Genomic DNA, 26,119 nt, shown 5'->3' on the forward strand with positions numbered 1-26,119 from the left:
AACCTTGACAAGGATACCAATTTGGAAAACCAGATGAGAAATATTAAAAAAAACATCTGTGTAAATCTGTGTAATCTGTGGGAAAATAACATTTTACAATCTGCAGAGGCTATTGTAACCACAAAAGTGACAAAAGATTTTAAACATTTAAGTAATTTTTTAAGTTAAAAGTATACTGTATAAGAAGCACACATAAGTTTAGAAAATCTCTGATTTTCTTATCCGGCATATCTGCGAAATTTGCTTGATCTGCGAGAGATTTACTAGACATTCACTTTATTATGAGCATAATCCTTAATAAATTCCGAAGGTGTTTTCCCTGTATATTTTTTAAACATCCTGTTGAAATACGTTACATTATTGAAACCACAATGATAGCTGCATTCTGAAATAGATTTATCCTGAGCCATCAGAAGACAAGCCTTATTGATTCTATATCGGTTGACAAATTCTGTAAAAGTGATCTGGGTAGCTTTTTTAAAGAAATTACAAAAGGCAGGTAAGGTAAGATTAGCCAACTTTGCAACCTCTTCAATACTAATTTCCTTGTCGTAATGATGCTCTACATAGGTGAAAATGTTTTCAAGACGGGTTTTGTTCTTTGAAATAATGGTATAAGGCATGATTTCTTTATTCAAAAGGTCATAATCTTTACACTTTGATAGTTCAAAAAGGATTTCCAGCAAAAGTAAATATCTTTTATAGCCTTCGGACTCAAGCATAAGTCTGAGTTTTGGAAGCATCGCTTTCTTTACCTTATGATGAAAATGGATGCCATATTTTGAAAGCTCCAGTAAGTTTTTGATGGACCGGGCCTCTATTTCCTGTTGAGGGAACTGAAGAATTTCTTCCTTGAACTGAAGTACAATTTCTTCATGAGGGTCAATAGAATTTAATCCAAATCCTGAATGGGGAATATTGGAACCAATAAGTACCAGATCTCCGTGAGTATAATTGCTTTTATGATAGCCAACGTGACGGGTTCCACTCCCGGAAATAACACAGACCAGCTCAATTTCGGGATGATAATGATATTCCCATTTGAATTCTGAAATAGGGGAGTTATTATGAATCGTGCGGAACGAGCTTTTTTCATTGGGAATTACTCTTTCAAACGTAACTTTCATTCAATTAATCATATTTAATCACTAAAAATACTAATTATATTAATATTGTTCAAATATTGATTTATTGTGTTAAATTATTGTGAACAGAAATGCTTCTATCTTAGCCGGAAAGAAATAACCTGAATGAAAAACTTCAACATCAAGGCGGTTTTATTTTTTGAACTATTTTGTTTTCGCAATTCTTCTGAATTCTGTGGGAACAGTGATTTTGCAGGTACAGCAGAACTTTGGTATTTCAAAATCTTCTGCGAGCGTATTGGAAGGCTTTAAAGATCTTCCGATTGCCATCTGTTCATTCATTCTTGCTTCTTTTCTTCCAAAAATCGGAATTAAGAACTCCATGTTGACTGCCTTATTTCTGGTAAGCGGAATGTGTTTTGTGATGCCGTTTACGAATGATTTTTGGGTCTTCAAAGTATTATTTGCCATTGTAGGAGTTTCTTTTGCACTGATTAAAATTTCTGTTTTTACTTCCATAGGTTTGGTAACAGAAACAGATAAAGAGCATTCAAGTTTTATGGGATTTCTGGAAGGATTTTTTATGATTGGCGTATTGGCTGGAAATGTTTTATTCAGTTTATATATTGATGATCATAATCCGAAATCTACCCATTGGCTGAATGTGTATTGGGTGTTAGGAATACTTTCATCCCTTTCATTTTTATTTTTATTCTTTTCAAAACTTAATGAAAAAGAGGCGAGAAGTGAGAAAACCGATTTATTAGATGATCTAAAGAACAGCGTAAGTTTATTCAGCTATAAAAAAGTATTGTTCTTTTTACTCTGTGCATTCCTTTTTGTATTGGTAGAGCAGAGTTTTCAGACATGGACTCCCACATTTTATAAAGAAATTTTAAAAGTTCCAACCTCTATGAGTATCCAGGCGGGAGCTGTTTTGGCAGGGGCTTTTGCACTGGGAAGATTTTTATCCGGTTTCTTTTCCAGAAAAATCAGCTGGATCTATGTAGTATCATTTTGTGTGATTGGTTTTGCCGTAAGTTTAATTTTAGTGCTTCCCTTAACTCATAATATTCATATTGATGCCGGAACAAATTGGCTGAATGCACCGCTTGTAGTGTATTTATTTCCATTAATGGGAGGGTTACTGGCTCCAATTTATCCGAGTATCAATTCAGTGATTCTGGCTTCCATTCCTAAATACTTACACAGCGCAATGTCTGGATTGATCGTTGTTTTTTCAGCTATTGGAGGAACAATAGGTTCTATCATTACAGGTTTTGTATTTCAGGAATTCAGTGGGCAACAGGCATTTTATTTATCCCTGATTCCGCTTTCATTGTTGATCATCTCAGCAATTTTTATGAATAAATTAAAAATCAACCCTAAAAAATAACCATGAGTAATCAGCTTTATATCAAAGAAATACAGGTGCTTTTTGATGCCGTACAGAAGTCGGAAATTTTTGAAGATCAGAAAATGATGACCGATGCCGTTCCTTTATTTCCAATTGCAGAGATCAATACAAAATATAAACAGGAGAAAGATTCGGAAGATTTTGACCTGAAAAGCTTTGTGATGAACAATTTTGATTTTCTGGGGGCTAAAGTTTCTATCCGAAGAGAAGATCATCTTCCAATCGGACAGCATATAGAAAAGCTTTGGGATGAATTGACCCGGACAGCTTATGAAGAAAAAGGAACGCTTTTAAAATTACCGAAACCGTATATCGTTCCAGGGGGACGTTTTAACGAGTTTTTTTATTGGGATAGCTATTTTATTATGCTTGGACTGCAGGTTTCAGGCAGAGTGGAAATGATGGATAATATTGTGGAAAACTGTTCTTACCTGATTCAAAATGTTGGCTTTGTTCCTAATGCAAGCAGAACTCATTTTTTAAGCCGTTCACAGCCTCCTTATTTTTCATTGATGCTGGACCTTTTGGTTGGGACCACGAATGACGAAACTGTTTATTCAAGATATCATGATACTTTAGAGAAGGAGTACGCTTTCTGGATGAGTGGGGAAGAGGAGGTAGAGAGTGGGAGAGGAATCAAAAGAGTAGTGAAAACTCAGGATGGTGATATCCTGAACAGATATTATGATGCTGAAAACGAGCCTCGTCCTGAAAGCTATCTGATTGATATTGAAGATGAGCAGAAGGCTTCAGGTGAAGAATTTTACAGAAATATAAGAAGTGCCTGTGAGTCGGGCTGGGATTTTTCCAGCAGATGGCTGGCAGATGGCGAACATATTCAGACTATAGAAACGTTGAATCTTGCTCAGGTAGATTTAAATTGTCTTTTATGGCACCTGGAAATGACATTGGCAAAATCATCAAGGTTTCAGCATCTGAAAAACAAAGAAAATTATTTTACTGAAAGAGCAGCAAAGCGAAGACATATGATCAATAAATACTTCTGGGATGAAAGCACGAAGATTTACAGAGACTATCATATTAAAAAAAACACAAAAACACCGTCTGAACATATTGCTGCTCTTTACCCTTTATTTCTGGGAATTGCAGATCAGAAGCAGGCAAAAGCATTGGCTGAAACCATTTCTGAAAAGTTTTTATATCCGGGGGGATTGGTGACTACAACTAAAAAAACAGGCCAGCAGTGGGACTTGCCCAATGCCTGGGCTCCTTATCAGTGGCTAGGCTTTAAGGCGATGAAAGATTATGGGTTTAATGAAACAGCAGAGCAAATAAAAAATAACTGGTGTTCGAATGTAGAAAGAGTGTATAAGAACACCGGGAAATTGATGGAAAAATATAATGCATTAGATACGGAAACAATAGCAGGAGGTGGGGAATATCCCAATCAGGATGGATTCGGTTGGACGAACGGAGTGTATTTAAAACTACAACAAAACTGAAACTAACAATAAAAATAAGGCTATGAAAAAAAAATCAATCTTTTTAATCGCCGCAACTGCTGTATTGTATTTCAATAAAGCATATGCACAGGAAACTCCGCAGGATTCTGTGAAGGTTTCCTCTATCGATCAGGTTGTGATTACAGGGAACTCTAACCCCAAGAAAAAAATAGAATCCAGTACCGCTATTTCAACATTTAATGCCAAGGAAATTCAAAAACAGAACCCTATAAGTGCAGCAGCGCTGCTACAGAGAGTTCCGGGATTTGCTGTAGAAACGTCAGGAGGTGAAGTGGGAAATAACCTTTTTGCAAGAGGTATTCCTTCTGCAGGAGCTTATGAGTTTGTACAGGTTCAGGAAGATGGTCTTCCTGTTTTTGAAGATGGGGCACTTCAGTTCGCTAATGCTGATAATTTTTTCCGTGTTGATAATTCAGTAAGCAGGTTAGAAGCCTTAAGAGGAGGTTCAGGATCTATTTATGCCAATAACTCTCCGGGAGGATTAATCAACTTTATTACGAAAGAAGGAACCAATGATTTTAAAGGTATCGCTAAGCTGGAAACCAGTACTTATGGATTGATCCGTACAGATCTTAACGTAGGAGGAGCTTTGGTAAAAGATAAGCTATTCTTCAATATTGGAGGTTTCTACAGATCAGATGACGGGATCAGAAAAACAGGATTCAAAGCTAATAATGGTGGACAAATAAGAATGAACCTGAAGTATGTCTTTGATAAAGGTTACATGAAAGTATACTATAAAAAACTGGATGACAGAAATACATTCTTCCTTCCTATTCCGCTAATGCAAGATGGTGATAAATTGAAAGGATTCAATGGTTTTGATCCAAATTATGGTACTTACAGTTATAGAGCAATCAGCCAGTTAAATATTCCACAAGCCGGTGGTGGCTTCTTCAGCAGAAATCTGGAAGATGGAATTCATCCGAAAGTAGATGTATTGGGTGCTGAGTTTAAATATGACCTGGGAGGAAATTTCAGTGTTATCAATAAAACAAGATATACCAATATCAATATGAACTATACAGGGATTTTTCCTGCCGGAGCACCCAAAAATGCAGCTGATTTTGCTACAAAACCAATAGATCAAGGCGGGTTGGCTATGACTAACTATCAGTATTCATTGGTAAGCAATGGAGCAGTGGTTAATCCTGAGTATGTTCAAAAATTAGGTTTCTGGGCAATTGATAAGCAGATGAATAATTTTGTGAATGATTTACAGTTCAACTATAAATTTGACAAAGGAAATGTAACGGCCGGATTTTATAAATCAAACTGGAAATCCCATCAATACTGGAACTGGAGTAATATCCTGACTACTGCTACAGACAGACCTGAGCTGTTGAACCTTGTAAATCCATCTCTTAGTCCAAGCAGTGTTGGATATTCTAAAACTTATAACGGAGTGACGGATATGTCAACTTTGCTTAGGGATTCACAGATTCAGGGAAGTCTTAATGATCTTTATTTAAATGTTGACTATAATGTAACAGATGCATTAAGTTTTAACGGAGGAATCCGTTACAGTCGTGATTATTACAGAGGGTATAAAGTAAATACCACTACAGCGAATCTTAATAATTCCGGTTTAACAGTTGATGGAACTCATGGTTTTGATACTACAACAGCAGATGATAACATGAATGTTTTAGGCAATCAGTTTACGTACTGGTATTATGATATCAACAAGGTTTCTTATACATTGGCTTCCAATTATAAGATCAATCGTGAAAATGCGGTATATGCCCGTTTCTCTCACGGTTTCAGATCTCCGAATGAAGAAGCTTACTATAATAATATAGGAAAGCTGGATGCTGTAAAGCCTGTATTGACCAATCAATTGGAAGTGGGATATAAGTATTACTCCCGTACTTTCGATATTGCAGTGATTCCTTTCTATTCGGCGCTTAAAAATCTTTCGTTTACGGATGTTTATTCAGATGGAACTTCAGAAAATAAATTTGCCAATACCACTAATTTTGGGGTAGAAATTGAAGGATATGCGAGATTATTCAATAATATATTTGAAGTTACTTTCAACGGAACCATTCAGAATCCGAAATACAAAGATTTTACAGGGAGAAATGCTGATGGTACAACCTTCGATTATAGTGGAAATGTAGTAAGAAGAATTCCTAAGTTCTATTTCAATATTTCTCCTGCGGTGAATATCACCAAAGAATGGAGAGCTTATGTAAGTATGAATTATTACGGAAAACGCTTCCAGAATGAAGGAAATACAGATGATAATATTTTACCTTCTTTCACAGAGTTTGGAGCAGGAATGTCTTATCAGCTGGGAAAAATCCGTTTTGCGGTTGATGGAACCAATATCTTCAATACCATCGGAATTACAGAAGGAGATCCAAGATCTCAAACTCCCGCCGGAAATATCAGAATGGCAAGACCTATTATGGGGGCCGCTGCAAGAGCTTCTATCACTTTAGATTTCTAAACTCTATTTCTTTATAACGCGAAACCGCCAGGACCTAGTCCTGACGGTTTTTTATTGTTATCGTAGATAAGATATCACACATATTTTTTGTGAAGAGATTTTAACGTAATCATCTGCGTAATCTGCATGAGATTAAATTATAACTCTGTTTAGATCCTTTCAGAACGTCAAAGACATATAGAATGTTAACCCACTAAAACTCTCAAACTCTCCAGCTCTCAAACCTAACTCTGTTTATTTAAAAAAAGGATTATATTGCTTTTCAAAACCAATTGATGTAGGATTTCCATGACCGGAGAAAACCTGTGTTTCGGGATCCAATACAAAAAGTTTGGTTTTAATCCCATCAATTAACTGTTCGTAATTTCCTTTGTAAAGATCTGTTCTTCCAATACTGCCTTCAAAAAGTACATCTCCTGAGATCATAAATTTTTGATTGTCGTTGTGATACACAACACTTCCCGGTGAATGTCCCGGAACGTGATAAATTTTGAACTTCTCTCCGTCCAGTTCAAGCTCTTCTCCTTCATTAATGTATTCGATATCTACTTTTACAGGATCCACAGGGAAGCCGAATCTCATTCCGCTTGCCTGAAGCATATCAAGAACTTCCTGATCTTCTTTATGCATATTTACCGGAACTTTAAAAGTATCAAACGCCCATTGAAGCCCTAAAACATGATCAATATGTGCATGAGTTAAAAGAATTTTCTGAATGCTTAGCTCCTTTTCTTTGATAAAGCTGTCAATAGCCTTAGTTTCCTGCTCATTCATATTTCCCGGATCTATTAACCAGGCATTTTTATTTTCATTATAAAGAATATAGGTATTCTCACTCGCGAAGTTGCATACGAAACCTTGAATCTGAAGCATAATCTGAATATTTTTATTCAAAAATACGATATTATTAAGAAAATGGCTATTTTTCGTTATCTTCGTCATAATGAAAACTTTGCGAATACTCTTACTTTCCCTGGGCGGGCTGATGTATGGACAGAATATCCAAAGCATCCAGTTATTTAACCCACAAACGAATGATGAAACGCCGGTCATTAAATTTGGTGAACAATTGGTGTTGAGTTTTGATGATCTTACCAATGGCAGTGAGATTTATAGGTACACGATCAAGCACTATGACAGAAACTGGAACGATGATAATTTGTTTTTCACAGAATTTGCCACCGGCACGATGAATGCACTTTTAGATAAGTTTCAATATTCATTCAATACATTGCAGTCATATACCCATTACAAGCTGACTTTTCCTAATGATAAAATTCAACCGAAAATATCAGGGAATTATGAACTGATCGTTTATAAAGACTCTGCTGATAAACCGCTTTTTAAAAGAAGATTTTATCTGGTGGAAGATATGGCTACTTTAGGAGTAAATGTTTCAAGGATAGCTGATGCCAAAAGGCCTGATATCAATCAGAGAGTAGAAGTACAGGCTTTGCCGAAAGGGGGTGATCTTTCTTCCAATGTAAATTCTATGAGTTTAAACGTGATGCAGAATAACAACCCGAATATGACGGTTTCCAACTTGAAACCAAGTTCTGTTTTGGGGAACCAACTGCTATTCCAGCAAATGAATCTTGCTTTTCCGGGAGACAATGAATTCTATTATTTCGACAATAAAAATATGACGACTCCTGCAGATATGGTTCGTGCAGTAGAAGTTAAAGATGACGTTAATCACACGTATTTACATCCGGTGTGGGCATTTCCTTTAAATTATCAGTACCAACCCGATGTAAATGGTGCCTGGTATTATAGAAGAAATGATCTTGGAAGAGAAAGAGATGCTGAGAGAGAAGCAGATTATTCCTGGGTATATTTTTACCTGGAATCTGATCCGGTAGATAAAGATATTTATATTCTGGGTGGGTTTAATAATTTTAAACCAGGCAAAGAAAATCAGATGCAATATGATGCTGCAACGAAACAATATGTGGCTAAGTTATTTCTGAAACAAGGTTTTTATAACTATATTCTTGCTACAAAACAAGGAGATGGACCTTTAGATTTTGGTGAAGTGAACGGTAACTTCTGGCAGACAGAAAATCTTTATCAGGCATTTCTTTACTTTGCGCCTTTCGGCCGTAATTATGATGGACTGATGGGGTATGGTGAATTCAGAACTCCTGTAAGGAAATAAGATTGTAAAATCAATATAAAACGAAAATAAAGGTTATTTCATCAAGAGATAACCTTATTTTTTTATCTAAAATGTCAAATTGATATAATTTTATGCAATAAAACGAGTTGCATAACGAAAATAATAATTCACAAAATGTTGATTTTTATGAAATTAATTCATGAAAAATATTTATAATAATAAAATTATGTTTAATTATTTCACTTTGTTTTAAAATCATTATTATGGTTTGTTTAATGATTTATATTTTCAATTGAATTTTAAATAATCTATACATCGTTTTATTGTGAAAAATTTATACCTTCGTTTTCACATCAAACAAATATTATTTATGAAAACAAAATTTATTTTAGCAGTAAGCGTTGCGGCCTGCTCTTTCGTTTTTGGACAAAACACTCCATCAAAAGTAATTTCCGGTAAAAATGGATTACATGCAGAATTTCTAAGATTTGATAAAAATGGACCTGCTTTTCAGGGTAGTCCTGTTTTATTTGATGAAAGATCTGAAAAGCTTTCACCCGGACAAGCTCGTAAATTAGGTATTGAAACAGATCAGCTAGGGTTTGAGACTCACAGATTCCAGCAAACAGTGAATAATATTCCTGTAGAATACGGAATGATGGCTGTACAAACTAAAAACGGTAAAATTGTAGGACAAACAGGGAAATGGATTCTTGATATTCCTCAGAGAGCTGAGAAACAAGCCAATATTTCTGAAAGTATCGCTCTGCAAAATGCCTTGTCATTTGTAGGGGCAGAATCTTATAAATGGCAAAACAAAGACGAAGAAGATTTCATTAAAAAAGAAACGAATGATAAAAATGCCAGCTTTGCACCCAAAGGAGAGTTGGTGTACTATTCAGAGCCTACCGATGAAAAGCTGAATGATCTTAGGCTAGCTTACAAATTTGATATTTATGCTGAAAAACCATTAAGCAGACAATATGTTTTTGTAGATGCAAAAAATGGAAAAGTATTAGGCATTGATGCATTGATTCACGATATCAATACCCCTGGAACTGCTACAACAGGCTATAGCGGAAATAGAAATATTGTTGCAGACTCTTATAATGGAAGTTACAGATTAAGAGAAACCGGAAGAAATGGCGGAACGGCTGTTGAAACTTATAATTTAAAAAAAGGGACGAGTTATTCCACTGCAGTAGACTTTACAGACACTGATAATGTTTGGAATAATGTAAATACGAATAAAGACCAGTATGCAACAGATGCCCATTGGGGAGCAGAAATGACTGTAGATTATTTGTATACAAAATTTGGTAGAAAAAGTATCGATAACAATCATTTTGCTATAAAATCATATGTTCATTATTCCACCAATTATTTCAATGCATTTTGGGATGGCTCAAGAATGACTTATGGAGATGGAAGTTCTTCAACAAATGGAGGAAAACCTTTAACAGCCATCGATGTTTGTGGACACGAAATCACGCATGGAATGACCTCTAAAACTGCCAATCTGGTGTATCAGAGAGAACCGGGAGCTCTGAACGAAGGTTTCTCGGATATTTTTGGAAACACAATAGAAAAATGGGCCAGACCAAGCCAGGCAAGCTGGACACTAGGTGAAGATTTCAGCTATGTGATCAGAAATATGGCCAACCCTAATGCTTACAGCCAGCCGGATACTTATATGGGAACGTACTGGAAGACTACTACTACCTCAGGTTGTGCGACTCCTAGCCAGGCCAACGATTATTGTGGAGTTCATACCAACTCGGGAGTTCTTAACTTTTGGTATTACTTATTGGTAACCGGAGGTACAGGAACCAATGATAAAGGGTTTGCTTATAATGTTTCAGGTATAGGATTTGATAAAGCAGCTGCGATTGCTTATAGAACACTCACCAATTATCTTACTTCTACTTCCAATTATGCGAATACAAGAACATACTCTTTACAGGCTGCAGCAGATTTGTATGGGGCTGGAAGTAATGAGGTGACACAGGTTACCAATGCCTGGAATGCGGTAGGTGTTGGTGGGGGGACTTCTCCTGCGGGCCTTATTGCATCGGCGGCTAATGAGTCAATCTATACGATCAGCCCAAATCCGGCAACAGACAGATTTACGGTAGGGTTTAATGGAAAAGCTGGTAAAGGAACTGTAGAGGTGGTAAATTTAACAGGAAGAAAAGAACTTTCTGAAAAAGTTAATCTTACTGATGGGGCAAATAGATTGGAAATAAAACTTCCATCCAATATGCTTCCAGGAGTATATGTTGTAACCGTGAACGGACAGAAAGCCGGAAACCTTATTAAAAAATAAGTTTTAATATATTTCAAGAGAAAGGCCGCAGAAATTTTCTGCGGCCTTTTTATATATTGTCTCAATCATCTATACAAGATAAAAATCATTCAGTTTTTCTTCACAAAGTGTCTTTACCACTTCTATCCAACGATCTTCATCATTCAGGCAGGGGATGTAATGAAAGTTTTCACCGCCGCCATGCATGAACTGTTCTTTTCCTTCTTCAGAAATCTCTTCAAGGGTTTCAAGACAGTCTGATACAAATGCAGGACAAACCACAGCAAGGTTTTTAACTCCTTTTTTAGGAATGGTTTCCAGGGTTTCATCCGTGTAAGGTTCTACCCATTTGTCTTTTCCTAACCTGGACTGGAAAGAAACGATTGTTTTTTCCTTTGGAAGTCCCATTTTAGCAATGACAGCTTCAGTAGTTTTATAACATTGATGTCTGTAGCAGTAGGCATTGTGAGTATCTACCTGGCTATTAATACAATTGGCGTCATCAATTTTACAGGTCTTCGAAGGATCTGTTTTGTAAAGATGCCTTTCAGGAACTCCATGATAAGAAAACTGGAGGGCATCAAAATTCTCAGGAAGTTTTTCCTTGATACTTTCCGCAAGACAGTTGATATAAATATCTCTGTTATAGAAAGGTTGAATATAATTGATCTTTACTGTTGGAAACTTCTTCTTTCTTACTTCTTCTGCTTTTTCAATAACAGTTTCAGTAGTACTCATTGCATATTGAGGGTACAACGGAAAAAGAACGATTTCAGAAATTCCCTGATCTACCAATTTTTGGATTCCGGTTTCAATGCTTGGTTCTGCATATCTCATCCCGATTTCTACAGGAACATCAACCAATTTTTGAAGCTTTTTCTGAATCTTTTCAGTAATGACGATCAATGGTGAACCTTCTTCAGTCCATACCGTTTTATAGGCTTCAGCAGATTTGGCAGGTCTTGTTTTCAGGATAACCCCCTGAACAAGAAGTGCACGAAAGATCCAACGGTAATCAATTACCCTTTCATCCATTAAAAATTCATCAAGATATTCCTTTACATCATTTACAGCCGTAGATCTTGGTGATCCTAGGTTGACTAGTAAAATTCCTTTTTTATTCAATTTTTTTATTTTAATGATGAAACAGACTTTTCAAAATCCGTTACCAATTCTAATACTTTAACAAAGGTATTGTTTTCAACTGAGCCATCAGGCTCAAATTTACCCTTTATCGCTTTGATTAAAAGCTGATGTTTATCATTAATGACAGCACCAAGGGTTTTTAAAATTAATAATAATTCTTCATGACCTTTCTCTCCATTGGCAGAACCCATAACAAAAGCAACAGGTTTATCCAGGAAAACATTTGTGGAAACACACCATTCCAATAGGTTTTTTAATCTGCTAGGAATACTGAAAATATATTCCGGAGTAGAAATAATAACTCCTGCTGAATCTTGAATGTGGTCTCTGATCTTCATAATTTCCTCAGGAGTGTCAACGTCAGTTAATGCTGTATCAAAATGAGGAAGAACAGAAAGATCATCATACATCTGGAATATGATATTGGGATTTTTTTCCATTACCTGTTCCATCAGCTTCTGATTATTGGAATTCTTTGTAGCACTTCCAATAATAATGAGGATCTTTTTTGGGAGGGTCATGAAATATTGATTATCCGTTTACAGCTTCCACCCTTTCTACAAGATCCGGAACGAATTGTTTTAAAATATTTTCAATTCCATTCTTTAACGTCGCTGTAGAACTTGGGCATCCGGAGCAAGCTCCCTGTAGAAGCATCTTAGCTGTTTTAGTAGATTCATCGTATTCCATAAGAGAAATTTTTCCACCATCATTTTCTACCGCTGGAGCCACATATTCATTTAAGATGTCAGAAATCTTCTGCTCATCATCCGTATAATCTCTGTTGATGATCTTTTCTACAGGATTTTCGTGTTTCTGAGGTTCAATGTTGGAAATTTCACCACCATTCTGCAGATAATCCGCGATAAGAGCACGAACTGTGATCATTACCTCATGCCATTCTACAGAATTATCTCTGGTAACAGCCACAAAATTATCAGAAATGAAAACCTCTTTTGCAAAATCAAATTCATTGAAGATAGCTGCTGCTAAAGGAACTTCTTCTGCTGCTTCTCTTGATTTTACTTCTACAAACCCTTCCATAAGCAGTTTGCTGGAAACAAACTTCATTACATTCGGGTTAGGAGTCATCTCAGAATAGATCTGATACATCTCTTTTTTTCTTCTGAAGGTAAATTCTTGGGTTGGCCAATAATTCGTCTTCAATCACATTTTTCAGACTTTCAGCTACATGTTCCCATTCAATAGTGTCCTGTTTTGCAACAGCTACAAAATTAGCTGTAATGAAAATTCTTTCTACAAAAGGATAATTGAAAAGTTCCTGTGCTAAAGGAATTTCTGAAACATCTGAAGTTCTGTCCAACTCCAAAGACCCCGGAATCAAGTTGTAATCTGCAACAAATTTCATCACTTTTGGGTTTTCAGTTGGTTCTATAAGTACGGTACGCATTTTTTCGTTAAATTTGAGATACAAAAATACGCATTAGAAGTTAGAAGCTGGAAACTGAGAGTTAGATTTTTGCTATCGCTGTAATTTAGAACTTATATACATAAAGAGATAGTATATTTTAATTTTCAAATTGGCCTATTTTTAAATTTTCAAATTAATACTTATGGCACTTATAAAAGAACTTTTAGGAAAAATACCACAGATCGGAGAGAATACGTTTTTAGCTGAAACCGCTACCATTATCGGAGATGTTACGATGGGAAAAGACTGTAGTGTTTGGTATAATGCCGTCATCAGAGGTGATGTTCATTATATTAAGATGGGAGATAAGGTAAATGTTCAGGATAACGCAATGCTGCACTGTACCTACCAGAAACATCCGTTGAATATTGGGAATAATGTTTCTATTGGGCATAATGCTATTGTTCATGGATGTACCATTAAAGATAATGTACTGATCGGAATGGGAGCAATTGTAATGGATGACTGCCTGGTTGAAGAAAACTCAATTGTAGGAGCAGGTTCTGTAGTGACCCAGGGAACCCATATTAAATCCGGAGAAGTCTGGGGTGGAGTTCCAGCTAAAAAAATCAAAGATATCAATGCCCAGTTATTGGAAGGGGAAGTAAACAGAATTGCAGATAATTATGTGAAATATTCGTCGTGGTATAAGGAGAATGTGAAAGATTACGAATTGTAGAGATGAATGATCCGGGTTTTGGGCCTGAATCTAAATACATAAAAACAACAAAAGCTCTGTCTTCCGACGGAGCTTTGTATATCAAGTCTTAGTATCGATTTGATATAGAACCTTTGCTTTATTTTTTATTTTGAGTCTGGTGTAATCAGTCTTGCCTCTCCTTTGATGCATTTAACATAAGCTGGAGGAGCAATGACTGTACAGTCAGAGGTAATATTATATTTTTCGTTAAAAATCCTTACTTTGTCCGTATATTCATTGATTCTTGGTAGAATTGAAGATTCAATTTTTTTAGAATAAGCAATGTATTGCTGAGGGCCGCCACAAGATTTTACTCCCATAGGCGCAAATGTCCATTCACTGCCATCCGTGCAATTTTCTCCTTTGGCTTCAGCTTCAATGGAAGCTTTTAATTTATCCAGCTGTGCCTGATCATACTTTTGGCTTTCATCATCAGCAGGTCGGTTGGCAATATCAATAGGAAGATTGGTATCAAGATTTTTTGTTGAATTACAGGAAACAAGCGTTAAAGTAGTACCTAATACTATTGCAGGGATATAGAGTAAAAATTTTTTCACAATAAACTTTTTCTTTTTAAGAATTTTCAAAACTTATGCCAAGGTAAGAAAATCAAATTCATTTCCGTATTTTTGACAACGATGAACAATCATTTTTTTGACTTAATAGAGTACACCAACAGAAGTGTTTTCCTGACAGGGAAAGCTGGAACGGGAAAAACAACTTTTCTTAACGATTTTGTAAGACGAACAAAGAAAAAGCATGTAGTAATTGCTCCTACGGGAATTGCTGCAATCAATGCAGGTGGAGTCACCATCCATTCTATGTTTGGATTACCCCTGAGAACTTTTCTGCCTACAACGGAAAGGATAGATACCAGTTTGGCTAATAATATTGCCGATCTGATGCCGCATTTTAAATACCGTAAAGATAAACTTAAGCTTTTAAGAGAGGTTGAGATCATCATTATTGATGAGGTTTCTATGTTGAGAGCGGATGTGCTGGACATGATGGATTTTTCCTTAAGATTTATCAGAAGAAATAATCAGCGCTTTGGTGGAGTACAGATGCTGTTCATTGGGGACTTATTTCAGCTTCCGCCAGTAGTTAGAGATGAGCATATCCTTAAAATGTATTATGATTCTCCTTTCTTTTTTGACAGCCATGCCATTAAAGATATTCCGATTGTTACGATAGAACTTACCAAGGTTTACAGACAGTCTGACCAGGAGTTTCTTGAAATATTGAATGCAATCCGTGACGGTGATGTAGCTAATATCGATTTCGATCATTTGAACAAGAGATACGATCCGGATTTTGATATGGGTAAAGAATCTTACGTTTACCTGTGTTCCCACAATAAGATGGCGGATGAGATCAATCAGGAAAAGCTTAAAGAAATAAAAGTTGATGCCAAAACCTATGAAGCAAAGCTGGTCGGAGATTTTAAAGAAAATCAGTTTCCTAATGATCAGTTTCTGGAACTGAAAATAGGTGCTCAGATCATGTTTATCAGAAATGATATTTCCGGAGAAAAGAAATATTTCAATGGAAAGCTTGGTGAAATCATTGGGTTGGATGAAGATGAAATCCGTGTTGTTCTGGATGAAAGCGAAAAAGAAATTACTGTAAAAAAAGAAACCTGGGAACAGAAAAAATACTTCCTGGATACGGATAAAACCATCAAAGAAGAAGTATTGGGAAGTTTTGAACAGTTTCCGATCAAATTAGCATGGGCTGTTACCATCCATAAAAGTCAGGGACTTACTTTTGATAAAGTTATTATTGATGCTGGAAAAAGTTTCACCGCTGGTCAGGTATACGTTGCTTTATCACGTTGTAGAACGTTGGAAGGGATTGTTTTGAAATCAAAAATTACTCCTGAAGTTATCTTTAAAGACAACAGAATCCTGAGTTTCCATAGCAATACAGTGGCTAACGATCATGTAGAAGCCATTCTGAACCAGGAAAAATACGATTACAGCATCAGAAAAGTACTTCGTACCGTTGATTGCATGTGGTTTTTAAATGAAGTGGAGGAGTGGAACAAACTTTCTTCTGCTACTAAGAATATAGACCGTGTTAAAGCCAATCAGCTTTACCTTCAGTTGAAACACGAAGCTTCCAATCTTGGGAAAATCTTTGAAAAGCTGGAACGTATTATCTTCCAGAAAGTAAATAATTTCATTGAGCAGAAAGAACAATGGTCCGAAATTGAAAGCAAATCAAAAGGGGCTGTTAATTTCTTCTTTACTGAAACCAGAAATAAAATTTTCGATCCATTGAAAGAGTTTTATGCTGAAATCAAAGGAGCAAAAGGATTGAAGCAATATAATGAAGAAGTAAAGAGCTGGCTGGAGGATATTGAAGAATATCTGAACAGTCTAAAAGATATTCACCTTCTTGAAGTAAGGCTTTTGGATGAAAAGAATGATAAGGAAGTCAGTATGAAAATTGCTAAAGTTCCTTCGCAGGTTCTTACTTTCCAGCTTTTTGAACAAGGAAAAACCATTGGAGAAATTGCGTTGGAAAGAGGATTGGTTAAAGAAACCGTGATAGGGCATCTGGCGAAATTTGCAGAACAAGGGTTATTGGATATTTCCAGAGTCATTACCTCAGATAAAATCAAAGCTTTTGAAGATGAGTTTTATAAAAATCCGCATGAGACTTTAACAGAGTGGAAAAATGCTCTGCCAAGTCATTTTGAATTTAATGAAATCAGAATCTTAATCAATCATTACAACTATAAAAAAGAAAAGAATTCCTAGGGAATTCTTTTCTTGCTTTTGAATTATATTAATAGGAGTCAGATGTATCAATTAAGGATACATCGCATTAATAGTATTGATATCTCTGGTGGTAAATCCTGTTCTATTGTAGGTGAAAGTAGTATTGTTAGCTCTCTTAATCGTTGGTTGTCCATTTTTAGAATAGGAATTTGGGCAGTACATCATTATATGTGTGATCTCCTGACCGTCCAAGTGACCTGTTTTAAGGTTGGCAGTATTCACTGCTGTAGTTTGGGTTTCGTTTGTAATTTCGTCATTACTTTTACTACACGAAGATGCAATTGCAGCCACCAAAAAGGCTCATAATGAAATTTTTTTTGTAAATACTCTCTGAGAAAACAAGTCATTAGTTTTTTTGTTCATGATAAAGATTTTTTCAAATTGTTACACGAATATAATAATATTTCTCTTTATTATAAATTAAATGTATTAAAATATCTATATTAATGATATGTTCATAAGTATTATGGTGGTTGTGATGAATTTACTTTAATTGTGTTGATATTATTGGGATAATTTGTAATTAAAAGTTTTGATAATATTGATAATGAAAATATTGGGCATAATGAAGGTAATAGGGATTTGTTATCAGGTGATCAATTTCATCAACAAGTGCATTCATTTTTTTTAATCGATCAATTTTGTTTTGTCCTACAGTCTCTATATTAATTTTGTTTTCATCTTCAATTACTTGCCTTAAAGACTGTATATAAAGTTTTTTTTGTTTTGAAATATTATAATGATCTAGACTATTTGCCTTTTCCTGATCAAGTGATAACAAAAAAATTAAATATTCAGCATATGCCGGAATTCTTTTTTTGTTGATGGCCAAAATAGGTGCCTCCGTAGGCAATATGGCCAAATATTGAATTGATATTAGAGAAAATATGGATTAATGTACTGCGCTGTTCTGTATATTTTTCAAATCCATTTCGCTGCTTTAAAAAATATGTATATAATGTATAATAATAATCCTGGCCCGCTTCACTTCCAAATTCTGCACTATTACCAAAACAGAAATAAAATTTGTCTGGATTTTCAGGGAAATCCTGGAAAAACTCAGGATGCTTATCTATCAATTCATTGAAGTTCTTTTTATTATACTTGATGGTGTCATCTACACTTGTAGTAATCATTACTGTGTCTAATTTTGTATAGTATTTTGAATTAACACTCCTTTTAGATGCATCTTGCTTCATATTTTTAGGATTACAGCAGATTAAAAATTCTATAGAAAGAAGAACGGTAAACATTTTTTTCATGGGGTAGTTTATATTCAAATATATTAATGAAAAGCGAGAATTCAATTATGAAAATTGATTTTAAAAAGAAGCTATTCTGTTTTGCTTTGTCTGTGAAAGCTTAGCAACTTCTTCTATTATAAAATTTTGATTATTCAAGCTATACCGGCAATATACTTTTCTCAACAGAGTTTGAATGTTTTTCAATAGTTTTTCCCTGAACTCATCAATAGACCCTATTAATTACAAAAAGTAACTAATGCAGTTTAGATGTTTTACATTTGTATGGTTTTAATACCACTTAAAAAAAGGAGATCTATATCACCTTTAAAAAATAACATCTCAATATGAAAAATTTTGAAATTTCTGTTTTAGACCTTGCACCGGTAAAGCAAGGGAAAAGCATTCATGATACTTTTCAGGACAGTTTGTCCTTAGCCAATCACGCAGAAGGTTTAGATTATAAAAGATTCTGGCTGGCTGAACACCACAATATGGAAAGCATTGCCAGTTCTGCAACCTCTGTTTTAATTGGTTTTATTGCCAATGGAACAAAAAAAATCAGAGTAGGCTCAGGAGGAATTATGTTACCTAATCATAGTTCCCTGATTATTGCAGAGCAATTCGGAACACTGGAATCTCTTTTTCCAGGAAGAATTGATCTTGGACTTGGACGAGCTCCCGGAACAGACGGATTAACTGCTCAGGCTTTAGGAAGAAATCCTGCCATTATCAATGAGCAGTTTCCAAGACAGATTTTAGAGCTTCAAAGGTATTTTTCTAAGGACAATGCAGACGCAATGGTTCGGGCTATTCCGGGAGAAGGATTAGATATTCCGCTATATATTTTAGGATCCAGTACAGACAGCGCATGGCTGGCGGCAGAACTTGGATTGCCGTATGCCTTTGCAGGACATTTTGCTCCCGAACAAATGGAAATGGCTTTTAAAATTTACAGAGAACATTTTCAGCCTTCAGAATATTCCGATAAACCCTATATTATTGCCTGTGTAAACGGGGTTGCCGCAGAAACTTCGGAAGAAGCTCATAAAATGTCAACCACTTTGTTTCAGGCATTCATCAATATTGTGAGAAACGATAGAAAGCCTTTTGCTCCGCCTGTAGATGACATGGATGAGATCTGGTCACCGATGGAAAAATCTATGGTTTTACAGAAGTTGAGATATACTTTTATCGGAGATCAAAGTGAAATTCAGGCAAAACTTAAAGATTTCCAGGAAAGATTCAATGTAGATGAATTGATGATTAATTCACATATTTACGATCATCAGAAAAGATTAAGATCTTACGAGATTATCAGAGAAGCGGTGAACTCTTTATCCAAAGCGTAATAAACCCCTCATATAAATTGGCAGATGCTTATTTTTATGAGTATCTTTGCACACAAATAAAAAGTAAAAATGTCTGATATTAAATTAAATACTATTCCGGAGGCTATTGAAGACCTTAGAAATGGGAAAATAATCATAGTAGTAGATGATGAAGACAGAGAAAATGAAGGAGATTTTCTTTGCGCAGCAGAACTCACAACACCAGAAATTATCAACTTTATGGCACTTCACGGAAGAGGGCTTATCTGTATGCCGCTTCCTGAAAAAAGATGCGATGAGCTAGGCCTTGAAGTAATGGTAAGCAGAAGCAGCGATCCTAAAGAAACCGCTTTTACCGTGTCAGTTGACCTCCTTGGAAACGGGACTTCTACAGGGATTTCTGCAGGTGACAGAGCAAAAACGATTTTAGCTTTGATGGATGAAAAATCCAAGCCTACAGACTTCATGAGACCCGGCCACATTTTCCCGCTTCGTGCAAGAAAAGGAGGGGTATTGAAAAGAGCAGGACATACTGAAGCTGCTATTGATCTTACCCATTTGGCAGGGTTGAAAGAAGGTGGTGTCATCTGTGAAATTATGAACGAAGACGGAACCATGTCCCGTTTACCTGAACTTCATGCATTTGCTCAGAAACATGATATGAAGATTGTTTCTATTGAAGATTTGATCCACTATCAGCTTAAAAAAGGAAATCTTGTAGAAAGACTGGAAGAGAAAAAAGTAAAAACACATTACGGTGATTTTGACTTCTATGCATTCAGAGAGACCTCCAACGATCAGATCCACTTTGCATTGACAAAAGGTGCCTGGACAGTAGATGAGCCGGTTTTGGTAAGGGTACAGTCTTCAGATTCTTATTTTGATGTATTAACGAGATTAAACAATGGTGAAAAACCTTTATTGGAAAAAGTAACCAATATGGTGAACGAAGCTGGAAAAGGAGCAATTATTTTCATCAATAACGTTTCCAACTCTGAGAATACCTTAAGAAAACTTCAGCAGTTCCTGAACTATCAGGATGGGCAGGAGCAGCACCCTACTTTAGCGTACAACTATAGAGATTATGGTATTGGAACGCAGATCTTAAAGAATTTAGGAATCAATAAGTTTAAAGTAATCACTCAAAACCCTAATATCAAACCTCAGGTTGGAGGATATGATGTAGAAGTTACTGAACTGGTGCAGCTATAAAAAAGAAGATCAATAGTGGATTTGTTTCACTTTAAATGATTTTTTACCATATAAAATAAAAGGTTTAGGATTTTTCTAAACCTTTTTTTATTTTTAGACCATGACCGAGTCTTTAGAAAAACATATCCGGGAGTATGTTGATATTTCAGATGAAAAACTGGAAAAGTATTGCAGTGCCTTTATCCATCGGAAAATAAAGAAAAAAGAATTTTTATTGACGGAAGGCAGTATCTGCGATTTTGAAGGATTTGTAGTGAAAGGCTGCTTTAAGGTTTTTCATACGGATCGAAATGCGGCGGAACAAATATTATATTTTGCCATTGAAAACTGGTGGATCTCCGATATAGATAGTTTTATCAATAGAATTCCATCCAAACTTACCATTCAGGCACTCGAAGACAGTGAGATTCTCTTGATTTCAAAAAAGATAAAGAAAAGCTATATATGGAAATGCCGGAGGTGGAAAGACTAATGAGACTCAAATTTCAGAGCTCAATTATTGCCTTACAGCGTAGAATTATTGATAATTTAAGTAAATCTTCAGAAGAACGTTATATTGAGTTTTTAAAGAAATATCCCCAAACCGTTCATCGTCTTACCAATATTCAGATTGCAGCTTATCTAGGGGTAACCCCTGAATCTCTGAGCAGGCTTCGTAAAAAGATTGTAGGAAAAGCATAAAAAATTATTTGATTTTTATCTTAATTATCCATAATAACCTCAATATTCTTAATGATTTAAAAAATAAAAGTCACAGCAGGTATTTCTGCTGTGACTTTTGTATGGTTAAAATTCAATTGTATAAATTACAATAATGTGATTTCATCAAAGTTTCTGAAACCATTCAAAAAGTCTTTTACTGTCATTCGTTTCTTTCCTTCTAATTGAAGTTCCTGTGGAAAATAAGCTCCGTCCTGAGTGTAAATTTTGAATTCACTTTTTGAAATATCCAATGTTCCGGCAGGCTTACCATGGTTGGAAACTTCAAATTTCCCACCAAATATTTTTAATCCTTTTTCTTCTTCACCAATTTTCAACGTTGTGAAGGCAGCAGGATACGGAGACATTCCAAGGATAAACTGATGTACCGTTTTTGATGCGGCCGTCCAATTGATTCGGGTATCTTCCTTAAATATTTTATAAGCATTTTTAGGATGTTCTACCTCTGGTTGTGGCTTTTCTTCAATAGCATTGTCAGCTAATCCATCCAGTGTTTTTACCACTAATTTTGACCCCATTTCCATCAGCCTGTCGTGAAGATGTCCCGCATTTTCATCAGGTAAAATTTTAATTTCCTCTTGAAGGAGAATATTTCCTTCATCAATTTTTTCATTAATGAAGAAAGTGGTTGCTCCTGTTTTCTCCTCACCATTGATGACGGCATAGTTAATAGGTGCAGCTCCTCTGTAATCCGGAAGAAGTGAAGCATGAAGATTGAAAGTTCCCATTGCAGGCATTTCAAAAAGAACCTTAGGCATCATTCTGAACGCTACTACCACAAAAACATCAGCATCAAGCTGTCTAAGTTCCTCTAAGAATTCAGGATTTCTCAATTTTTCAGGTTGAAAAACAGGAATATTATTTTCTGAAGCATATACTTTTACTGGTGACTGGTTAATTTTCTGACCACGCCCGCTTGCTTTATCTGCTACAGTTACCACACCTACCACCTGATGATGAGATTGATGAATAGCCTCCAAAGAAGTTTTTGCAAACTCAGGAGTACCTAAAAAAACGACTTTCAATGATTTCATACTACAAAGATAAGGTTTTGTAGATGATATGCGAAGTTGGTGAGTCTTGATTCGGAGGAAATTCAGACAATTTAGAGTTCAATGTTTAAAGTTCAAGATTGTTATTATTTCCTCTTATTATTCATTGCTCATTACTTATTACTCATGGTTCAATGCATATGTTCTGAAATTCAGCATTTTTACCTTTCCGGAGTCTAATAGAAAAATTAAGTTTTCCAGAATGCTTTCCTTAGAATGATAACTTAGTTGTATAGAAAGTTCTTCTATAGTTGCTGATTTTTTTGTTAATACATTGATGATCTGCTGTGAAATATTTTTTCCGAAAATAGATTGTTTATTTTTTTCACATACAGAGCATTGGCCACAGTTTTTTGAATTCTTTTCTCCGAAATAAGCCAGGATAAGTTTCATTTTGCAGTAATCCTTATCTTCCACATAGAACTTCATTTCTTCCCATTTCTGAATCTTGTTTCGCTGAATATGTTCAAAAAGTTTCCAATAAGCATTGTTTACAACTCTTTCATCACGAGGTTTCAGAAATTTTATACTCGATAAAGCGCCGTCTATATATTCAAGATAGTTCTTCTGTTGAAGCTCTTTTAAACGTTCTTTAATCAAAGGAACACTTACCTGAATTTTATTGCTTATCTGCTGCTCGCTGAACATTACTTTGTGTGTGGTAATTCCGGACATCGTACGGAGAAGAAGCTCTATGAAATAAGCATCTTTTTGAGGCAGCTGATCTATTTCATCAGGATTAATAAAAAGCTCCAACGAGGATAGGCTCTTATTATCATTGTGGTAAATGATTTCCTGATTATGAAGAAAATTAAGAACGTTATTGATCTTAGCTTTTGATAGCCTGGTGAAATTTTGTATTCCGGTTGTATTTAACTGGAAAGTCTTCTCGGGTAATTCAAATTCTGCTACCTGAAAAATAGAATAGAGGTAGCTGATGATCTTTAAAAATTCCGCTTTATTAGGGATTTGATTTTTGAGAATTTGATCAAAATTTAATAGCTCCTGTTTATTCCAGAGCATAAATGCAAAACTTTCTTTACCATCCCTTCCGGCTCTTCCTATTTCCTGATAATAATTTTCAATCGAAGCAGCAGGTGAATAGTGAAGTACAAAGCGTACATTGTCCTTGTCAATACCCATTCCAAAGGCATTGGTTGAAATCAAAACATGATTGTCACTATTGTTCCAGAGGTTTTGCCTTGTATTTTTATCCTTTGTTGTTAACCCGGCATGAAAATAATCTACATTTTTCAGATGATTTTTCTTTAAAAATTCTGAAAGCAGTTCAGCCTCTTTTCGGGTTCTTACATAAACAATTCCGGAATCTGTATTATACTTTAGAATATCCAGAACACGCTGGAATTTATCAGAGACTTCTTCTGTGAAAATTTTGATATTATCCCTTTTAAAGCTTTTCTGGAAAACTGTAGGATTTCTCAGTTCAAGTTTACTTTTAATTTCTTCAAGAACTTTTGGAGTTGCTGTTGCTGTTAATGCCAGACAAGGAATTTCAGGATTATTACTTCTAAAACTTTTGATATTTTGATAGCTTGGACGAAAATCCTGTCCCCATTCGGAAATACAGTGTGCTTCATCAACGGCAATGAATGACAGCTCAATTTCTTCGATATTCTGAAGAAACTGGGTGTTGGTTAATCTTTCCGGAGATACGTACAGCAATTTGGTGAGTCCTTCTTTACAACGGTTGTAAATGGTTTCAGCATCATATTCATCTAATTCGGACGACAGATATTCTGCTTCTACACCACGCAGTTTAAGCTGATTTACCTGGTCTTTCATTAAAGCCAGCAAAGGGGAAATTACCAGGCAGGTTCCTTCTTTTAGTAAAGCGGGAAGCTGATAACATAATGATTTTCCAGCACCTGTAGGGAGCAGTACCAGTGTATCTTTTTCATTGATGACAGCATTGATAATTTCTTCCTGAGAATCTCTGAAGCCGGTGTAGCCCCAGAAATACTTAAGAGTATCATATTTTAGCTTTTGAAAATCCTGTGGAGAAATCATGTTGTAAAAATAAGGAAAGTATCAGACAAAAAAAGCCACGCGATGCGTGACTTTTATATAGTAACTTAATAAGTTTATTTATTTTGCTTCGAAGTATACTCTTCTGTTAGCTCTGTTTTTCCATTCAGGGCACTTCGTTGCTGGTTCACACTCAGGATATTTAAGATCTTTTTCTCCTTTACCTACAGCGTTTAACTTACCAGATTGAACTCCGTTCTTAATTAGATAATTCTTAACGTTATTTGCTCTTCTTTGAGATAATTTTTGGTTGTAAGCATCAGTACCTCTTGTATCAGTAGCTCCTACAACATTGTAAGAACCGTTTGAAGAATTGATGTAGTTGACAGCATTATTTAGGATAGGAGTATTTGAAGGTAAAATTCTGTCAGAATTTAAGTCAAATTCAATTCCTTCTAATTTAGTTTCTGTTTCTACTACCGGTCCTGTAGTGGTTGTAGGACAACCGTTGTTTTCAACAGGTCCAGGAACCGTTACGCACTTATCGTAAAGGTCAATAACTCCATCAAGGTCTGTATCAAGAGCAACACCTGCACCATCCACTCTAGCTCCAGCAGGAGTATCAAGCTGTCTGTCCCAATCGTCACATACTCCGTCGTTATCAGCATCTCCTTTTTTACATACTTCAATATCCTGGTTTTTATTAGCCAACACATCAAGTTTGTAATAGATTTCCTGAAGCGGGTCATGCCACATTAAGTGAGACTCGTGTTTTCCTAATTTTACAGAAAGACCTAAAGTAGCGTTGAAGAAATTATCAGAGACCTGCTCAGAGCGTCTGTTGATATCGCTGTATGCCATACCTCCGCCATCAAATTCATCATCACCGGTTACTACATACATTAATCTACCTTCAAGATCAATTCTTCTGTTTATTTTGAATTTAAGACCTGCACCAGCCTGCATAAACATTGAACCTAGTTGGAAAGGTTTAATTTCAGTAGCTAATGTTTGTCCTTTGCTCGTTTTCTGATAAGCTCTGTATGCAATAGTACCAATACCTGCATAACCATGAAGTGCCCATCTGTAAGGAGAATGGTTGTCAACTCTTCTCAAAAGATTAGAGAAATTGATGTCTCCTAAAAGGGAGATTGCATCATATTGAGTTCTTCCTGCTACAGCACCTGCATCAGGGGCTGGGTCTTTGGTATTGAACCATCCTTGTCTTGTCTCACCTCTGTCATATTGTAAATTGATCCCAAAAGCGTGAGTGATCGCTTTATCAATACTTACATAAGCTGAATATCCAAAAGGTTTTTACCATTACCATTTTTGATAGAAGTTAAATCCGCTGATTGAAGTAACGGAACTCCAACCCCCGCAGAAATAGACCAGTCATTAAATCTTTTTGATTGATTGGTAAATGGGGAAACATTGGCAGACCCAGACGAGAACGTATTGGGATACTCTCCTTTTGAAACTGCCGTTGAGTCTTGTGCATAGCTGGCTGTAGGAATTGCCAATGCTAAAGCAACAATTGCTAAACTTAATTTCATAGTGTTATTTTTTTAGTTAAGTTATTTTAAATGATTTTTTTACGCTAAAAAGTGATTTTTATATTATTTTTTCCAAAACAATCATGGGTATA

At 35.6% G+C, this 26,119-nt stretch carries 20 protein-coding genes and 2 pseudogenes; 11 read left to right on the forward strand and 11 right to left on the reverse strand.

Annotated elements, in window-relative coordinates; genetic code table 11:
• Positions 1-263: 263 nt before the first annotated feature.
• Positions 264-1,127 (reverse strand): AraC family transcriptional regulator, encoded by an 864-nt coding sequence (locus tag H5J24_RS02315; RefSeq protein ID WP_068944578.1) that lies wholly within the window; start codon positions 1,125-1,127, stop codon positions 264-266.
• 157 nt (positions 1,128-1,284) lie between these two features.
• Between H5J24_RS02315 and H5J24_RS02320 the strand changes: the two genes are divergently transcribed.
• From H5J24_RS02320 to H5J24_RS02330, 3 genes are read left to right on the forward strand one after another with little or no spacing between them, the layout of a single operon-like run.
• Entirely contained in the window at positions 1,285-2,481 is a 1,197-nt protein-coding gene (locus tag H5J24_RS02320) for an MFS transporter (RefSeq protein WP_232816004.1), read from the forward strand.
• Positions 2,482-2,483: 2 nt separating this feature from the next.
• Positions 2,484-3,965 (forward strand): trehalase family glycosidase, encoded by a 1,482-nt coding sequence (locus H5J24_RS02325; RefSeq protein ID WP_068944576.1) that lies wholly within the window; start codon positions 2,484-2,486, stop codon positions 3,963-3,965.
• Between the two features lie 22 nt (positions 3,966-3,987).
• The gene (locus H5J24_RS02330) at positions 3,988-6,441 is read left to right on the forward strand and encodes a TonB-dependent receptor (RefSeq protein ID WP_068944575.1); all 2,454 of its coding nucleotides are present in this window, start codon (positions 3,988-3,990) and stop codon (positions 6,439-6,441) included.
• Between the two features lie 234 nt (positions 6,442-6,675).
• Here H5J24_RS02330 and H5J24_RS02335 read toward each other — a convergent pair whose 3' ends face one another.
• Entirely contained in the window at positions 6,676-7,314 is a 639-nt protein-coding gene (locus H5J24_RS02335) for an MBL fold metallo-hydrolase (RefSeq protein ID WP_068945194.1), read from the reverse strand.
• Positions 7,315-7,384: 70 nt separating this feature from the next.
• Between H5J24_RS02335 and H5J24_RS02340 the strand changes: the two genes are divergently transcribed.
• Positions 7,385-8,599, forward strand: a complete 1,215-nt coding sequence (locus H5J24_RS02340; RefSeq protein WP_068944574.1) for a type IX secretion system plug protein — start codon at positions 7,385-7,387, stop codon at positions 8,597-8,599.
• A 331-nt stretch (positions 8,600-8,930) separates the two neighbouring features.
• The gene (locus H5J24_RS02345; RefSeq protein WP_068944573.1) at positions 8,931-10,886 is read left to right on the forward strand and encodes a M4 family metallopeptidase; all 1,956 of its coding nucleotides are present in this window, start codon (positions 8,931-8,933) and stop codon (positions 10,884-10,886) included.
• Positions 10,887-10,955: 69 nt separating this feature from the next.
• On the opposite strand, the gene hemH is transcribed toward H5J24_RS02345, so the two are convergent.
• From hemH to H5J24_RS02360, 3 genes and pseudogenes are all read right to left on the reverse strand, one after another.
• Entirely contained in the window at positions 10,956-11,990 is a 1,035-nt protein-coding gene (gene hemH / locus H5J24_RS02350) for a ferrochelatase (protein ID WP_068944572.1), read from the reverse strand.
• 5 nt (positions 11,991-11,995) lie between these two features.
• Positions 11,996-12,532 carry an NADPH-dependent FMN reductase gene (locus H5J24_RS02355; protein WP_068944571.1) on the reverse strand — a complete coding sequence of 179 codons (537 nt, stop codon included), beginning with the start codon at positions 12,530-12,532 and terminating at the stop codon, positions 11,996-11,998.
• A gap of 10 nt (positions 12,533-12,542) precedes the next feature.
• A pseudogene (locus tag H5J24_RS02360) lies at positions 12,543-13,422 on the reverse strand (NifU family protein).
• Positions 13,423-13,585: 163 nt separating this feature from the next.
• Here H5J24_RS02360 and H5J24_RS02365 point away from each other — a divergent pair.
• Complete coding sequence (locus tag H5J24_RS02365; protein ID WP_065395062.1) at positions 13,586-14,122, forward strand: gamma carbonic anhydrase family protein; 537 nt, start codon at positions 13,586-13,588, stop codon at positions 14,120-14,122.
• Between the two features lie 125 nt (positions 14,123-14,247).
• On the opposite strand, the gene H5J24_RS02370 is transcribed toward H5J24_RS02365, so the two are convergent.
• Complete coding sequence (locus H5J24_RS02370) at positions 14,248-14,700, reverse strand: hypothetical protein (protein WP_068945193.1); 453 nt, start codon at positions 14,698-14,700, stop codon at positions 14,248-14,250.
• Between the two features lie 81 nt (positions 14,701-14,781).
• On the opposite strand from H5J24_RS02370, the gene H5J24_RS02375 reads away from it, so the two are divergent.
• Positions 14,782-16,908, forward strand: a complete 2,127-nt coding sequence (locus tag H5J24_RS02375) for a helix-turn-helix domain-containing protein (protein ID WP_068944569.1) — start codon at positions 14,782-14,784, stop codon at positions 16,906-16,908.
• A gap of 51 nt (positions 16,909-16,959) precedes the next feature.
• On the opposite strand, the gene H5J24_RS02380 is transcribed toward H5J24_RS02375, so the two are convergent.
• Positions 16,960-17,220 carry a zinc metalloprotease gene (locus tag H5J24_RS02380; protein ID WP_141395726.1) on the reverse strand — a complete coding sequence of 87 codons (261 nt, stop codon included), beginning with the start codon at positions 17,218-17,220 and terminating at the stop codon, positions 16,960-16,962.
• A gap of 503 nt (positions 17,221-17,723) precedes the next feature.
• Entirely contained in the window at positions 17,724-18,191 is a 468-nt protein-coding gene (locus tag H5J24_RS02385; RefSeq protein ID WP_232816005.1) for a hypothetical protein, read from the reverse strand.
• A gap of 326 nt (positions 18,192-18,517) precedes the next feature.
• Between H5J24_RS02385 and H5J24_RS02390 the strand changes: the two genes are divergently transcribed.
• The 4 genes from H5J24_RS02390 (at position 18,518) to H5J24_RS25830 (ending at position 21,394) form a co-directional block, all read left to right on the forward strand.
• Positions 18,518-19,522 carry an LLM class flavin-dependent oxidoreductase gene (locus H5J24_RS02390; protein ID WP_068944566.1) on the forward strand — a complete coding sequence of 335 codons (1,005 nt, stop codon included), beginning with the start codon at positions 18,518-18,520 and terminating at the stop codon, positions 19,520-19,522.
• Between the two features lie 69 nt (positions 19,523-19,591).
• Positions 19,592-20,713 carry a 3,4-dihydroxy-2-butanone-4-phosphate synthase gene (gene ribB / locus H5J24_RS02395; protein WP_068944565.1) on the forward strand — a complete coding sequence of 374 codons (1,122 nt, stop codon included), beginning with the start codon at positions 19,592-19,594 and terminating at the stop codon, positions 20,711-20,713.
• Between the two features lie 100 nt (positions 20,714-20,813).
• Complete coding sequence (locus H5J24_RS25825; protein ID WP_346729944.1) at positions 20,814-21,185, forward strand: Crp/Fnr family transcriptional regulator; 372 nt, start codon at positions 20,814-20,816, stop codon at positions 21,183-21,185.
• The gene (locus H5J24_RS25830; protein ID WP_346729945.1) at positions 21,185-21,394 is read left to right on the forward strand and encodes a cyclic nucleotide-binding domain-containing protein; all 210 of its coding nucleotides are present in this window, start codon (positions 21,185-21,187) and stop codon (positions 21,392-21,394) included. Before H5J24_RS25825 ends, H5J24_RS25830 begins: the two co-directional genes overlap by 1 nt.
• Positions 21,395-21,519: 125 nt before the next feature.
• Here H5J24_RS25830 and fmt read toward each other — a convergent pair whose 3' ends face one another.
• From fmt to H5J24_RS02415, 3 genes and pseudogenes are all read right to left on the reverse strand, one after another.
• On the reverse strand, positions 21,520-22,467 hold the full coding sequence (gene fmt, locus H5J24_RS02405; RefSeq protein WP_068944563.1) for a methionyl-tRNA formyltransferase: 948 nt from the start codon (positions 22,465-22,467) through the stop codon (positions 21,520-21,522).
• 138 nt (positions 22,468-22,605) lie between these two features.
• Complete coding sequence (locus tag H5J24_RS02410; RefSeq protein WP_068944562.1) at positions 22,606-24,513, reverse strand: RecQ family ATP-dependent DNA helicase; 1,908 nt, start codon at positions 24,511-24,513, stop codon at positions 22,606-22,608.
• A gap of 78 nt (positions 24,514-24,591) precedes the next feature.
• Positions 24,592-26,027: pseudogene (locus H5J24_RS02415) on the reverse strand (OmpA family protein).
• Positions 26,028-26,119: the final 92 nt, after the last annotated feature.

This window comes from Chryseobacterium capnotolerans (assembly GCF_021278965.1).
In the GTDB taxonomy this organism is placed as follows: Bacteria; Bacteroidota; Bacteroidia; order Flavobacteriales; family Weeksellaceae; genus Chryseobacterium; species Chryseobacterium capnotolerans.

Bases quoted from the DNA above. Each gene is read 5' to 3' on its own strand.
- H5J24_RS02315 (WP_068944578.1), bottom strand. From the start codon at position 1,127: ATGAAAGTTACGTTTGAAAGAGTAATTCCCAATGAAAAAAGCTCGTTC.
- H5J24_RS02410 (WP_068944562.1), bottom strand. From the start codon at position 24,513: ATGATTTCTCCACAGGATTTTCAAAAGCTAAAATATGATACTCTTAAG.
- H5J24_RS25830 (WP_346729945.1), top strand. From the start codon at position 21,185: ATGAGACTCAAATTTCAGAGCTCAATTATTGCCTTACAGCGTAGAATT.
- H5J24_RS02330 (WP_068944575.1), top strand. From the start codon at position 3,988: ATGAAAAAAAAATCAATCTTTTTAATCGCCGCAACTGCTGTATTGTAT.
- H5J24_RS02340 (WP_068944574.1), top strand. From the start codon at position 7,385: ATGAAAACTTTGCGAATACTCTTACTTTCCCTGGGCGGGCTGATGTAT.
- H5J24_RS02385 (WP_232816005.1), bottom strand. From the start codon at position 18,191: ATGAAAAAAATGTTTACCGTTCTTCTTTCTATAGAATTTTTAATCTGC.
- H5J24_RS02345 (WP_068944573.1), top strand. From the start codon at position 8,931: ATGAAAACAAAATTTATTTTAGCAGTAAGCGTTGCGGCCTGCTCTTTC.
- H5J24_RS02390 (WP_068944566.1), top strand. From the start codon at position 18,518: ATGAAAAATTTTGAAATTTCTGTTTTAGACCTTGCACCGGTAAAGCAA.
- ribB (WP_068944565.1), top strand. From the start codon at position 19,592: ATGTCTGATATTAAATTAAATACTATTCCGGAGGCTATTGAAGACCTT.
- fmt (WP_068944563.1), bottom strand. From the start codon at position 22,467: ATGAAATCATTGAAAGTCGTTTTTTTAGGTACTCCTGAGTTTGCAAAA.
- H5J24_RS02325 (WP_068944576.1), top strand. From the start codon at position 2,484: ATGAGTAATCAGCTTTATATCAAAGAAATACAGGTGCTTTTTGATGCC.
- H5J24_RS02355 (WP_068944571.1), bottom strand. From the start codon at position 12,532: ATGACCCTCCCAAAAAAGATCCTCATTATTATTGGAAGTGCTACAAAG.
- H5J24_RS02365 (WP_065395062.1), top strand. From the start codon at position 13,586: ATGGCACTTATAAAAGAACTTTTAGGAAAAATACCACAGATCGGAGAG.
- H5J24_RS25825 (WP_346729944.1), top strand. From the start codon at position 20,814: ATGACCGAGTCTTTAGAAAAACATATCCGGGAGTATGTTGATATTTCA.
- H5J24_RS02375 (WP_068944569.1), top strand. From the start codon at position 14,782: ATGAACAATCATTTTTTTGACTTAATAGAGTACACCAACAGAAGTGTT.
- H5J24_RS02335 (WP_068945194.1), bottom strand. From the start codon at position 7,314: ATGCTTCAGATTCAAGGTTTCGTATGCAACTTCGCGAGTGAGAATACC.